11 protein-coding genes are annotated in these 12,712 nt (G+C 63.7%); 4 read left to right on the forward strand and 7 right to left on the reverse strand.

Annotated elements, in window-relative coordinates; translation table 11 throughout:
* Together C2134_RS21590 and C2134_RS17590 are read right to left on the reverse strand one after the other, a co-directional pair.
* Nucleotides 1-1,799: translocation/assembly module TamB domain-containing protein (locus C2134_RS21590; protein ID WP_500778651.1), on the reverse strand; the 1,799-nt coding region annotated here is incomplete at its 3' end.
* Nucleotides 1,800-1,806: 7 nt separating this feature from the next.
* The gene (locus tag C2134_RS17590; protein ID WP_233196494.1) at nt 1,807-3,555 is read right to left on the reverse strand and encodes an autotransporter assembly complex protein TamA; all 1,749 of its coding nucleotides are present in this window, start codon (nt 3,553-3,555) and stop codon (nt 1,807-1,809) included.
* Between the two features lie 289 nt (nt 3,556-3,844).
* Here C2134_RS17590 and C2134_RS17595 point away from each other — a divergent pair, with 289 nt between their 5' ends.
* The gene (locus C2134_RS17595) at nt 3,845-4,468 is read left to right on the forward strand and encodes a GNAT family N-acetyltransferase (RefSeq protein WP_103321386.1); all 624 of its coding nucleotides are present in this window, start codon (nt 3,845-3,847) and stop codon (nt 4,466-4,468) included.
* 68 nt (nt 4,469-4,536) lie between these two features.
* Complete coding sequence (locus C2134_RS17600) at nt 4,537-4,800, forward strand: hypothetical protein (RefSeq protein WP_146042197.1); 264 nt, start codon at nt 4,537-4,539, stop codon at nt 4,798-4,800.
* Nucleotides 4,801-4,858: 58 nt separating this feature from the next.
* On the opposite strand, the gene C2134_RS17605 is transcribed toward C2134_RS17600, so the two are convergent.
* Entirely contained in the window at nt 4,859-5,503 is a 645-nt protein-coding gene (locus C2134_RS17605; RefSeq protein WP_103321439.1) for an HAD family hydrolase, read from the reverse strand.
* Nucleotides 5,504-5,720: 217 nt separating this feature from the next.
* Here C2134_RS17605 and C2134_RS17610 point away from each other — a divergent pair, with 217 nt between their 5' ends.
* Nucleotides 5,721-6,914: a GGDEF domain-containing protein gene (locus C2134_RS17610; protein ID WP_103321388.1), complete on the forward strand. Its 1,194-nt coding sequence runs from the start codon at nt 5,721-5,723 to the stop codon at nt 6,912-6,914.
* A 254-nt stretch (nt 6,915-7,168) separates the two neighbouring features.
* Here the strand turns inward: C2134_RS17610 and C2134_RS17615 are convergent, their stop codons facing one another.
* On the reverse strand, nt 7,169-8,155 hold the full coding sequence (locus C2134_RS17615) for a zinc-binding dehydrogenase (RefSeq protein ID WP_199179971.1): 987 nt from the start codon (nt 8,153-8,155) through the stop codon (nt 7,169-7,171).
* A gap of 101 nt (nt 8,156-8,256) precedes the next feature.
* Here C2134_RS17615 and C2134_RS17620 point away from each other — a divergent pair, with 101 nt between their 5' ends.
* Nucleotides 8,257-9,141: a LysR family transcriptional regulator gene (locus C2134_RS17620; RefSeq protein WP_103321389.1), complete on the forward strand. Its 885-nt coding sequence runs from the start codon at nt 8,257-8,259 to the stop codon at nt 9,139-9,141.
* A gap of 66 nt (nt 9,142-9,207) precedes the next feature.
* Here C2134_RS17620 and C2134_RS17625 read toward each other — a convergent pair whose 3' ends face one another.
* From C2134_RS17625 to lpdA, 3 genes are all read right to left on the reverse strand, one after another.
* Nucleotides 9,208-9,993 (reverse strand): HAD family hydrolase, encoded by a 786-nt coding sequence (locus C2134_RS17625; RefSeq protein WP_146042198.1) that lies wholly within the window; start codon nt 9,991-9,993, stop codon nt 9,208-9,210.
* A gap of 140 nt (nt 9,994-10,133) precedes the next feature.
* The gene (locus C2134_RS17630) at nt 10,134-10,682 is read right to left on the reverse strand and encodes an NADPH-dependent FMN reductase (protein WP_103321391.1); all 549 of its coding nucleotides are present in this window, start codon (nt 10,680-10,682) and stop codon (nt 10,134-10,136) included.
* A 153-nt stretch (nt 10,683-10,835) separates the two neighbouring features.
* Nucleotides 10,836-12,635, reverse strand: coding sequence for a dihydrolipoyl dehydrogenase (gene lpdA, locus C2134_RS17635; protein ID WP_103321392.1), 1,800 nt, complete (start codon nt 12,633-12,635; stop codon nt 10,836-10,838).
* Nucleotides 12,636-12,712 lie beyond the last annotated feature (77 nt).

The raw sequence follows: 12,712 nt of genomic DNA on the forward strand, positions 1-12,712 counted from the left end.
GGCAGCCGCAGCCTGTCGGCCTGCAGCTTGGCGTCCAGCACCGGCGCCTTGGGGACGCCGGCCAGCTCGCCCTGCCCCTGCACGGTGCCGGCGAACCCCGGCCCCAGCAAGGACAGATTGGGCGCGTTGATCGCCAGCTTCAGCTTGTCGCCGGGCGCGCCGTAGCTGCCGTTGGCCTGCAGGCGGTTATCGGCCAGCTTCAGGTCCAGCAGCAGCTGTTTCAGCCGCTCCTGGCCAAACAAGACATTGGCGCTGCCGGACAGCGGCGCGCCGGACAGCTTGCTGGGCGCGAACTGCAGCTTGGCGCCGACTTCCATCGGCTCGGCCAGCTGGCCGGCCATTTTCAGCGTGGCGTTCAAATCGCCCTTGGGCAGGCTGGGCAGCAGCCGCGCGGGGTCGGCCCGCTCCAATTTGCCGTTCAGCTCGAACAGCTGGCGGCCGGACAGGCCCAGCTTGCCGTTGAGGCTGGCGACGCCGCCATTGGCGCCCAGCTCCAGCTTCTTCAGCAGCAGCGTCGGCTGCTTGCCGCCGCTGATCTCCGCCAGCGCGTTCGCCTGCAGCAGCTTGCCCTTCAAGGCGGCGGCGAAGCGCGGCGCGGACGGCGCGCCTTCGATAGTGACGCGGCCGCTGATGGCGTCGTCAGGCGCGTCGGCATGCAGCTGGCGCAGCGCCAGCTTGTCCAGATCGAAGGCCAGCTTGACGTGGTCCGGCTTCAGTTCGCCGGACAGGCCCAACTGCCCGCCGGCCAAGGAGGCATGGCTGTTGTACAGCTCCAGCGCCTGCTCGTCGGCGCGGAATTCGCCGGCCAGCAAGGACAACGGCAGCTTGTGGGACGACAGCGGGCCCGGCTCGGCGTTGACCAGGGTCAGGCCGCCTTTGATGCGCTGGCCGGCGTCCGGCTCGGCGAACACGGCGAAGCTGAGCCGCGCCTTGGGCCAGCTGGCCAGGATGGCCTGCGGATTGATGTTGCCGACGCGGGCGTCCAGCCGCACCAGGCGGTTGAACGGATTGGGATCGAACGGCTGCAGCGCGCCCGCCAGATCGACGCTGATGCCGGAGCCGTCCAGCTCGCCGGCGAAAGCCGGCTTGATCAGGTTGCCGGACAGGTCCAGCCGCGCCTTCACCGCCGTCTGCTCCAGCTTGCCGCTGGCGCGCAGCTCGCCGGACAAGGCAAACGGCGAGGCCGCCGCCAGCGTCAGGCCGGCGCGCGCCTCGCCCCACGGCGTCTCCAGCTGGCGCAGCTGCAGGCGGTGGCGCGCCCCGTCGTAGTCGTAGCCGGCGCGCAGCCGGTACAGGCTGAGATGGGCCGGCTCCAGCGTCAGGCTGGCCAATGACAACTCGCCCACCGTTATTTTGATCGGCAGCTTCAAGGAATGCGGCGCTTCCAGCGGCGTCGGCGCTTTCTCCGGCACGGGTTTGCTGTTGACGCGCACATGGCCCAAGGCCAAGCGGTCTATCTTGATTTCACCGCGCGACAGCGCCGCCGGCTGCCAATCCAGCCGCAGCGATTCGATATCGATGTCGTCGCCCGCGCTGCGCCAGCGCAGGTCTTTCAGCTCAAAGCCTTGCCACAGCGCGCCTTGGGTCGACGCCACGCTGAACTGGCCGCCGCTGAGCTTGCCCGCCTGCTGCAAGGCCCAGGCGAATCCGGCCGGGCTGGCGCTGATCCAGCCCAGCGCCGCCAGCAGCAGGGCGAACAGCACGCCCAGCGCGCCGAAAACATAACGCCAGCGCCGCGGCTTGCCAGGCGGAGCCGGCGTCGACGCCGGCTCGGAATGGGGATTCTGATTCTCGCTCATGGGGTATCTAGAAGGCCAGGCCGAGGCTGAGATTCCAACGGATCTTGCCGTCGCTCTCCGCCTTGGCGATATCGAAAGACAAAGGCGCCACCGGGCTCATCCAGCGCACGCCCACGCCGTTGGCGTGCATGGTCTGGAAGCCTTTCCAGCTATCTGCCGCGTTGCCGGCGTCGGTGAACAGCGCAAAGTACCAATCCGGCTTGATCGGAATCTGGTATTCGATGCTGCCGGTGGCCACCACGCGGCCGCCCAGCACCGAGCCGTTGGGGCCGGGCAGGCCGAGGCTCTGGTAATCGTAACCGCGCACGCTGTTGGCGCCGCCGGCGCGGAACAGCAGGGCCGACGGCACTTGCGCGCCCTCCTTGGCCCAGACCTGGCCCAGCTCCAGCCGGCCGACGAAGGTGCCGTACTTGGGGAACGGCGACCAGTAGCCCACCGCCCGGCCGTAGCCGCGCACGATGGACGTGGACGAACCCAGCAGGCCCAGCGAGCCGGACACCCGCGCATCCAGCAGATAGCCGCTGCGCGGCCGCATCAGGTCGTCCACCGCGCGCTGGGTCCAGCCATACACCAGTTGGGTGACGTGGGTGTCGCGCGAGGAAACGCCGCCGGCCTCCTCGCTTTCCTTCAGGAACTCCACGCCCATGCGCGATTCGATATTGCCGCGGCTGCGCACGCGCCAGGCGCCGGCGTCGATGGTATCGGTCTTCAATCCCTGGATGTTTTCAGACTTGAAGGAACTGGTGAGGGAGTGGGAGTAGCCGTCGCGCTCGCGCGGGAAGCCCAGGCCAAAGCTGACCGACTGCTGGTCTCGCTTCCAGTCGATCAGCATCGAGCCGGTATAGCCGCGCCTGAAAATATTGTAATGGTCGTAGCCGACGCGGACGCCGGGACCGACGTCGGAGTCATAGGTCAGGCCCAGCTCCGCCTTCTGCCGCGGCAACTCCACCAGATCGACATTGACCGGCACTTTGTCGTCGACGATGTGGTCGAAATCCGCGCTGACGATCACCGAGGAAAACTGCGGCGACTGCTCCAGCGCCGCCTGATACGCCAGCAGCTTGTCCTGGGTGTAAGGCGAGCCATTGTTGAAGTCCGCCTGCCCCACCACCAGCTTCCACGGATAGCGCTGCAAGCCGTTGACCTTGATCCGGCCAAAGCGGATCAGCGGGCCGCTGTCCACCGTCACTTCCAGCACGGCGCTGTCGGTGGCCGGGTCGATCTTCGCCTCGCTCTTGACGATGCGCGCCCTGGGAAAGCGGTCGGCCTGCACCTTGCGCAGAATGGCGCGCTTGCTGGCGTCCCAGTCATCCTGGCGATAGGGCGCGCCCAGCGGCAAGGACCACGCTTCCAGCACTTGGGCAAAACGTTGCTGATAATCGTCCTGCTGGCGGATGGCGCCATCCAGCCGGATGGTCAGGTCGGTGATCTGCGCCGGCTTGCCCGGCGCCACCTTGACCACGATGCGGTTGCCCTCTTGCAGGTTAGCCTCGACATTGGCGTGGAAATAGCCCTCAGTCTCCAGCAGCTTCTTCGCCTCGTCCGGCGTGCCCTTGACCAGTTGCTCCAGCCAGGCCTGGTCGATATCCGGGTCCTTCTGGCTGGTCAGCAGTTCCAGATTGTCGCGCAGCAAGGGCGTCAGATTGCCCGGCGCCTGAATATCCACCGTGTAGTCCAAGGCGGCAAAGGCCGGCGCGGCCAGCAAGGCGGCGGCCAAAGCCAACGGCCGCCCGCTGCGCAGGCAGCGGCGGCTCAATCGGTTTAGCCAATCTGAGTGAAAAAAAACGCTCGGCATGGTCGGATTCGTAGGGGGATGCAGCATGGTAACGGATGTCACCAAGGCTGGCGACCAGTAAACGCTTGTAAACAAACCCTATCAGACATGCGCCTAAGGCGGGTAGTTCATTGTCGACCAAAAATGCCAAATAGCTTAAATTGCAGGCATATTCATGCCTGCCCCGCTATGCCAAGAGCTAGCCGCATGCGCCAGCCGGAAATGCGGTTTCCGGTGGATTACTCAATGAATCGCCCATTCGGAGAAATTCATGCCGTCTGCAACCCCCTCCCGCGCATCGGTCAAACTGATCATGCCCAACGCCGGAAAACTGCCTGGTCTGATCGGGGCATTGCAACGCGGCTGGACGCCGGACGATGATCACGACCCCGTCGGCGCCGGCCGAATGCTGGCCGCCATCGCCCGCGATCCCGCCGCCTATATTGCCTCCCTGGGCAATCCGCAAGGCGGCGGCCAAGCGGTTGTGCTGGAAGACGGCCGCGCCGTGCCGCGGCTACCCTGGCTGCGCTACTGGATCATCGACGCGCAAAACCAATATGCCGGCGACTTGAACCTGCGCTGGCAGCACGGCGCCTCGGCGCTGCCGCCTTACTGCCTGGGCCATGTCGGGTATGCCGTGGTGCCCTGGAAACGCGGCGCGGGCCTCGCCGCCGCGGCGCTGCGCGAGTTGGCGCCTATCGCCCGCGATCTGGGCCTGGAATGGCTGGACATCGCCATGGCCAGAGACAATGCCGCGTCCATCCGCACCGCCGAAAACGCCGGCGCCAAGCGGGTCCGGCCATTCAATGCCGGCCCGGAATACGGCAATGTGGAAGCTTGGTTGTACCGGCTGCAGCTCGACGCCCACCCCGCATGCGGCGATAAAAGGCTTTGATGAGATTTTGATGCGTCCGGCCGCTTTTTATGCGCGAAATTGATTTCGCCATCGCTACAGTTCGAAACGTGGATAGCACCCGTCAACCGATCTGGAGCGATAACATCATGACCGCGATGATGAACGATCACAGCCTGCCGGCAGAACCGGAGCCTGGAAGCCGCAACCGACTGCTGCATTTCCTGACTCATGAGCGCCGCTGCTGGCGCCGCCTGGCCTACTGGCTGAAGCAGTTCCAAACCGAAGCTGGCGCCCCGCCGCGCTGTTATGCCTGGCGCCGCGCGCCGGAAAATGATTATCCCGAAGACCACGAAGATCTGCTGTTGCACTGATGACGCCGCAGGAGCGGCGCCCGCCGGCAACGGCTCCCGCTGATCCTGCGCTCACTGTTCAAACCTGCAATAGCAACGGCAAGTCCGCCATCTGCGCAAACGCGCTCGCCGCTCCCGCCTCGATCAACCGACTGGCCGGCATCAGCGCCGCATAAGCCCACACCGTCATTCCCGCAGCCACGCCGGCCCGCACGCCGGTAGGCGTATCCTCGACCACCAGGCAACGGGCAGGATCGACATCCAGACTGCGCGCCGCATGCAGAAACACGTCCGGCGCCGGCTTGGGCGCGGCCACCTCCTGCGCGCTGAACATCCGGCCGGCAAAACGCGGCAATAAACCCGTCAGCCCCAGCGTGGCGCGCATCTTGTCATGGCTGCCGTTGGACGCCACGCAGTACGGCAGACGCAAGGCCTCCAGCATCTGCGGCACGCCGGCCACCACTTTCAGCTCCGCTTCCAGCGCGGCTTGGCAGCGGCGGCGGTATTCCGCCTCAAACCCTGGCGGCGGCGCCCGGCCCAGCATTTCCGCAACCTGCTTCAGGCATTGCTCCATGGACAGGCCGACGAAGTGGCTGAACATATCGTCCAGCGTCACCGGCAAACCCAGCTCATTGAGCATGCGGGCGAACACGGCATTGGTCACGCGCTCGCTGTCCACCAGCACGCCGTCGCAGTCGAAAATAATCAGGTCAAATCGAGACATCCGCGGCTCCTCGCAAAGCCATATTATGCCATTGATATTTCGCATCCAGGCAAACCAGCCCGCGTCAGGCGCAAGCGCCGGCCATTCCAGGCTCGCTGCGGCGGATACGTATTTGTCCTTATCAAAACCATCTATTCTGAAGCAGAGCCGGCGTCCGCCAGCCCCCAGGGGCTGTTGATGCTTGCCCATCCTCCCATTCCACTGCGGCGAAGCAAGCATGTTTGACAGAAACGACAAAGGCATTCTGCTGAAGGCCATCATGGTTGCCGCGCCCATCCTGTTGTGCATGGGCCTGCTGCCGGTCTTGTCTTTCTATATCGAAAAGCTGGAAGAGGACGGCAGGGCGGAGATTGTGGAATACATCGCCATAGCCCAGGCGGCCATGGCTGTGAAGTTTGACGCGGCGGACCTGAACGGCTGGCAAAACGGCTACGCGCTGGACATCGTCCGCCACGTGACAGGCGCAAGCAGCAACGATTCGATGAGCCGGTCGGAGTTTCTACGCTCCGCCGACAACTTCAGCCGGGACCTCGGCAAGCTGCGCGCGATGCGCCTCGCCAATGACCAACGCAGCCAGCTCAATAGCGTGCAGGAAGATTTCAACCGCTTCATGGCCCTGGATCGCAAGATCATCGCCTTGTACCGCGCCCCGGACGCCGCTTCGCAGGACAAGGCATCGAACCTGGTCATGAACGAGGAAATCCGCATCTTCAACCACATCTCGGAAAGCGCCAACACGCTGGCGGTATCGATCACCCTGGACCTGATGAAGAAAGTGGCGCAATCCAACTCCTACGGCATCGTCGCCCGCTGGATGATGCTGGTGATGTGGATCATCGCCAGCGCCATGGGCTTTTTGCTGGTCCGGCTGCTGCACAAGTGGCTGAGCCAGATGCGCAGCCTGATGCAGAAGCTGGAGTCGCTGGCCGGCACCGACGAGTTGACCCAGCTGCCCAACCGCCGCACCTGGGATTTGCAAATAGAAATGATGCTGGCGACGGCCCGACGCTACCGCCAGCCCCTCGCCATCGCGCTGTTCGATCTGGACCACTTCAAGCAATTCAACGATACCTACGGCCACCCCGAGGGCGACCGGCTATTGCGGGAAGCGTCCTTGCTGATCAAATCGCGCATGCGGCAATCGGACCTGTTCGCCCGCTTTGGCGGCGAGGAATTCGTGCTGGCCTTGATGGACTGCGACCTGCCGCAGGCCGTGATCCGCATTGAATCGCTGCGCCGCAACCTGCCGGACCAGCAGACGTTCTCCGTCGGCGTCACGCTGTGGCTGGAGGACGAGCGGATACACAGCACGCTGGCCCGCGCGGACAAGGCGCTATACCTGGCCAAGAATAGCGGACGGGACCGGGTGGTGAGCATTCCGCCCCCCGCACCGGGCCACGCGGAAAACTAAGCGCACGTTCACGATCTTTGGCTTTTGAACTTGGCTGGCGAGAAATGCACGTTTGCCATGCGTCGCTGAACTGGCGGAGGCCGGCGGGAAACCGCGTGGCAGGCTTGCTGGGTGGGCGGGAGGCCTGGACATATTGCAGCGCTCAAGCCATATTCCCTCCCCGCAAGCCGGGCCGCCCGTCTATGAAATGATTATCCGCGGGACGCCTTTTCTCATTTCATTCGACGAGACAAGAGAAACGGACCCGACTCCGCTTAGTCCAGCGTTACCACGATTTTCCCGCCGGCAGCCTGCTCATCCAGCAGCCGATGCGCGGCCTGAATGTCTTCGAAAGGAAACACGCTAGCGGGCTTGGCCGGAATGTCGCCGTTTTCCGCCCACTCGATGATTTGCTGAAACGGAATCTCGCCAAGCGGATATTCCGCGCCGCCAAAAACCAGGGCGCTGGCGAAGAAGCTCAGATGGCGGCCGCTAGGCAAGTGGGCCATGGGATCGAATGCGGCAATCGGCTCATGCCCGCCTAAAAAGCCCGCCACGCACACGCGGCCGTTCCGCTTGGCCAAACGCAGCGAATCCAGCATGGTGGACGTGCCGACCAGATCCAGCACCTTGTCCACGCCTTGGGCCTTGGCATCCGCCATCTGGCTGGATAGCGAAGGCGATTCCACCCAGGCCTCATCCGCGCCCAAGCGGCGCGCGGCCTCCAGCCTGGATGCCTGCCTGACGGTGGCGATGACGCTGGCGCCGCGCTGCTTTGCCAGCGCAAGCGCAGCCTGCCCCAGCGCGGAGAGCGCCCCGCGGATCAGCAGCGTATCGCCCTCTTGCAGCGCCAGATTGTCATGCAAGCATGTCCAGGCAGTGGCGTACGATTCAGGCAAGGCCGCCAATTCGGCCCAGCTCAGCGAAGTCTGGATCGGCACGACATTGCTGGCCGGCACGCAGACCCATTCCGCGTAGCTGCCGTTGCGGCTGCGCCCCATGCCGCCCATCAAGGCGATGACCGCTTGGCCATGGCTGAGCCGCCCGTTGGGGTCATGCTCCACCTCCCCCGCGCACTCAATGCCGGAAATGGCGGCAACCTCGCCCCATACGCCTTGGCGGAAATACTGTTCCGCACGGTTCAAGCCGAAGGCGCGCACCCTTACCAACACGTCGCCGTTTGCGGCGATAGGCTTGGGCACGTCCTGAATCTGCAATTGTTCCGGTCCGCCGTATTGCTGTCTCACGATGGCGCGCATCATGTCTGCTCCTCTGTGTTCAATGGATGGTGAGGGCAGTTTAGCGAGGCCTTTGTTTTATAAAAATTTAAAAGATTGGCAAAAGAATGTAAGATCTAATAACAATGGATTTTACCCTACATGAACTCGCGTGCCTGGACGCGGTGCTGAGCGAGGGCAGTTTTCAGGCGGCTGCGCAGAAACTGCATCGCAGCCACCCCGCCATACATACTGCGGTCAAGAATCTGGAACAGCGTGTCGGCCTGGTTTTGCTGGATCGGTCCCACTATCGCGTCCGGCTGACGCCGGCCGGCGAGGCTTTTCATCGGCAAGCGCAGGCGCTGTTGCGTCAAGCCGCCGGCTTGAATGCGATATGCGAGCAGCTGCAGCGAGGCGAGGAAACCGACCTGCGCGTGGTCATCGGCGATTTGACCCCGACGACGGAGGCCTTGAGCCTGCTGAAGCGTTTTTTCCAGAACTGGCCGCGCACCCGGCTGCATTTGCACTTCGAGGTGATTGGCGGACCGTGGGAACGTTTGCTGGCAGAAGAAGCGGACCTGATCCTGCACCATATCGACAAATCCGATACCCGCTTTGAATGGAGCGATCTGTTTCCGGTGGACGTGGTGCCGGTGATCGCGCCCAGCTTGCTGGCGGGCCGAACGCCTGCCGAGATGAGTCCGGACGCGATGCGCGAACTCGTTCAAGTGATCATCCGGGACTCCGCCCGCGCGCCGGGCAGGGATTACTTTCTGATCAAGGATGCCGCCAACTGGACCGTGGCGGACCAGCATACCAAGAAGGGCCTGATTCTGGAGGGCATGGGATGGGGCCATATGCCGCTGCATCTGGTGCGCGATGAGCTGGCCAGCGGGGCCTTGCTGTCGCTGGAAGGACGCCATTTCCATCGCAGCCGTTTGGACATCGTCGCGGCAAGGCTCAGCAGCCGCGCCCCAGGGCCGGTGGCAGCCGCCTTATGGGATTATCTGTCGAACGCGCAAAGCCAGTGAGGGGGCATTCATCCCCGTATCCTTTGGACCATTATCCGTTCGGCCCCACGCAATCGGCTTACCACATCATTCAAACAGATAACATGTAGGCACCGCAGCCATCATCCCGGCCAAATGCTCCAGTGATGAAATCTGCCGATACGCCATTTCCTCCCCCTCTGGCCAAGCGTGAAAACCGCTCAGCCAAACCGGCGTCATGCCCGCGCGCGACGCGCCCAATACATCGTTGAATGGGTTGTCGCCCACATACCAGCATGCCCCCAGCGGCACGCCGAGGGCTTCAGCCGCCAGCCGGAAAATCGCCGCATCCGGCTTGCTCGCGCCGGCGGACTCCGAGCTGACGGTCAGTTCAATGGCCGATGCGAACGGCAAGCATGCTACTTTCTCCAGCCGGGTCCGATGGCTGCCGTTGGAGATCACGCCCACACGCACGCCCTGCGCCGAGAGCGCCGCCACAGCCTCAGCCGCGCCCGGCATCGCCGCTGTACAAATGGCATTGTAGCGCTCCCAGTGCCGCAACAGCCCTTCCGGCTCCTGAGCCTGCCGCCAATCCATTTCCGTCAATAAACCATGGGAAACCGCTTGTTTGATCGTTTTGAAGGACGAGTCGGCTGGCAAATAGCCACCATTGTCGTAACGCTTGATCACCGCTGCGACATTCCCCTCGCCGCCACTGCCGATTGCGTGGCCAAAGTCCCGCCAGAATTGGCTGGCATAGAGATCTATGCTTCTGTCCCTATGCACCAGGGTGTTGTCCAGATCGAAGAAAACGGCTTTTGGAAACCTCATTGTTAAGGTCCTGCGCCTTGGATTAACGATTGAAATCCATTCGCCCCAAGCCAGGGGCGCCAAAACCTTGGCTTATCGCGTGAGGAAATGCGGCTCAAGCGCGTAGGGTGCGTCACCCCAAAGGGGCGACGCACCGTTCATCCAGCCAGTCATGCGCATAAAAACACGGTGTAGCACGGGCAAAACGCTCCCTTGCTTTAACCTCAGTCTTTCAGGCGCAAGGTCCAGTCGCGCAGCGCTTCCAGCTGTTGCGCCACCAGGCCTTGCAGACGCTCATCGGTCAGGTTGCCGTCGCCATCAAAAGCACCCGCAAAGGCGTTGGCAAACACTTCCGGCTTGTTCAGCGGATGCAGGTCGAGAAACACGCAGGTCTGCCGAAGATGGTACTGGGCACGAGAGGTGCCCATGCCGCCGCCAGCCCCCATAATGGCGACCGGTTTGCCCGCCAACAGCTTGTTTTCCGGCTCGCGCGACGCCCAATCCAGCGCGTTTTTCAGTGCCGGCGCCATGGAATAGTTATATTCCGGGCAGGCCAGCAGCAAGGCGTCGGCCTCGCCGATCTGCTCCAGCAGACGCGCAACCGCCGCCGGTTTGCTGCTCAGGTCGGCATTGTAAAACGGCACCTCGGACAAATCGGCAATCTGCAGTTCCATGCCAGCCGGAAGGCGGCTGGCTGCATGGCGCAGCAGCCCCATATTGGAGGAAGCGCGGCGCAGGCTGCCGCAAATGCCCAGTACTTTGATCGTGCTCACGGTGGATCCTTTTGGGATAGAACAACGCCATTGTAGGAGGCATCGGACGCGCTGTCAGCGCGTAGGGTGCGTCACCCGACAAAACAAAAAGGGCAAGCCCCAAGGCTTGCCCTTTCTTCGTCTGATGGCGATCAATCAACCGCCGACCAAACCTTACTTCTTGCGCTGCGGCGGCAGGTCCGTGCAGGTGCCGTGCGCCACTTCCGCGGCCATGCCGATGGACTCGCCCATCGTCGGGTGCGGGTGGATGGTTTTGCCGATGTCGGTCGCGTCGCAACCCATCTCGATGGCCAGACACACTTCGCCTATCATGTCGCCGGCGTGCGGGCCGACGATGCCGCCGCCGATGATCTGGTGGCTTTCGGCGTCGAAGATCAGCTTGGTGAAGCCTTCGTCGCGGCCGTTGGCGATGGCGCGGCCGGAGGCGGCCCACGGGAACACGCCCTTCTCGATCTTCAGGCCTTGCTTCTTGGCTTCGTCTTCGGTCACGCCCACCCAGGCCACTTCCGGATCGGTGTAGGCCACGCCCGGAATCACGCGGGCGTCGAAGTAGGACTTCATGCCGGCGCAGTTTTCCGCCGCCACGTGGCCTTCATGCACGCCCTTGTGCGCCAGCATCGGCTGGCCGACGATGTCGCCGATGGCGAAGATGTGCGGCACGTTGGTGCGCTGCTGCTTGTCCACCTGGATGAAGCCGCGGTCTGTCACGGCGATGCCGGCGTTTTCCGCGCCGATCAGCTTGCCGTTCGGCGCGCGGCCGGTGGCGTACAGCACCAGGTCGTAGCGTTGCGGTTCCTTCGGGGCTTGCGCGCCTTCGAAAGTCACCCACACGCCGTCTTCCTTCGGCTCCACGGCCACGGTCTTGGTGTTCAGCATGATGTTGTCGAAGCGGTGGGCGTTCCACTTCTGCCATACCTTGACCAGGTCGCGGTCGGCGCCTTGCATCAGGCCGTCCATCATTTCCACCACGTCCAGGCGCGCGCCCAGCGTGGAGTAGACCGTGCCCATTTCCAGGCCGATGATGCCGCCGCCGATGATCAGCATGCGGTCGGCCACGCCCTTCAGTTCCAGCGCGCCGGTGGAGTCCACCACGCGCGGATCGTCCGGAATGAACGGCAGCTTCACCACGCGGGAGCCGGCGGCGATGATGGCGTTCTTGAACTTGACGATCTTCTTCTCGCCCGACTCTTCGCGGCCCTTGCCGGTGGTGGAGGCCACTTCGATGTGGTGCGGGTCGATGAAGCGGCCGTTGCCGCGCACGATTTCCACCTTGCGCGCCTTGGCCATGCCGGCGAGGCCGCCGGTCAACTTGGCGATGACTTTTTCCTTGTAGCCGCGCAGCATGTCGATATCGACTTCCGGCTTGCCGAACTTGATGCCGTTGGCGGCCAGGTGGCTCACTTCGTCGATCACCGCGGCGTTGTGCAGCAGGGCCTTGGATGGGATGCAACCCACGTTCAGGCACACGCCGCCCAGCGTGGAATAACGCTCGACGATGACGACCTTCAGGCCCAGGTCGGCCGCGCGGAAGGCGGCGGAGTAACCGCCGGGACCGCCGCCCAGCACCATCACGTCGCACTCGATGTCGGCGCCGCCGCTATGGCTGGCGGCGATCGGCGCGGCTTGCGGCGCGAAGCCGGCTTGGGTGGTGGCGGAAGCCACGCCCACGGTTTCCACCGGCTTCACTTCAGCCGGCGCGGCTGCGGCAGCGGTGCCCGCTTCCAGCACCACGATCAGGTCGCCTTCGGAGACCTTGCTGCCCACGGCAACACGCACTTCCTTGACGGTGCCTGCAGCTTCGGCCGGCACTTCCATGGTGGCTTTGTCGGTTTCCAGCGTGATCAGGCTGGCTTCTTTTTCGATCACATCGCCCGGTTTGACGAACACTTCGATCACGTCCACGTTGCTGTGGCCGCCGATGTCCGGGACTTTCAATTCGATCAGATTGCTCATGGTTTTCCATCCGCAATATTGGGAGGCCGGCGCGGGGCCGGCCGCCTCGAGTCTGGGCTTGATTCCGTAGGGCGGAA

This window comes from Chromobacterium sinusclupearum, assembly GCF_002902845.1.
GTDB lineage: Bacteria > Pseudomonadota > Gammaproteobacteria > Burkholderiales > Chromobacteriaceae > Chromobacterium > Chromobacterium sinusclupearum.

Coding starts and splice junctions, on each gene's coding strand:
- lpdA (WP_103321392.1), bottom strand. CDS start 12,635: ATGAGCAATCTGATCGAATTGAAAGTCCCGGACATCGGCGGCCACAGC.
- C2134_RS17620 (WP_103321389.1), top strand. CDS start 8,257: ATGGATTTTACCCTACATGAACTCGCGTGCCTGGACGCGGTGCTGAGC.
- C2134_RS17605 (WP_103321439.1), bottom strand. CDS start 5,503: ATGTCTCGATTTGACCTGATTATTTTCGACTGCGACGGCGTGCTGGTG.
- C2134_RS17610 (WP_103321388.1), top strand. CDS start 5,721: ATGTTTGACAGAAACGACAAAGGCATTCTGCTGAAGGCCATCATGGTT.
- C2134_RS17595 (WP_103321386.1), top strand. CDS start 3,845: ATGCCGTCTGCAACCCCCTCCCGCGCATCGGTCAAACTGATCATGCCC.
- C2134_RS17615 (WP_199179971.1), bottom strand. CDS start 8,155: ATGATGCGCGCCATCGTGAGACAGCAATACGGCGGACCGGAACAATTG.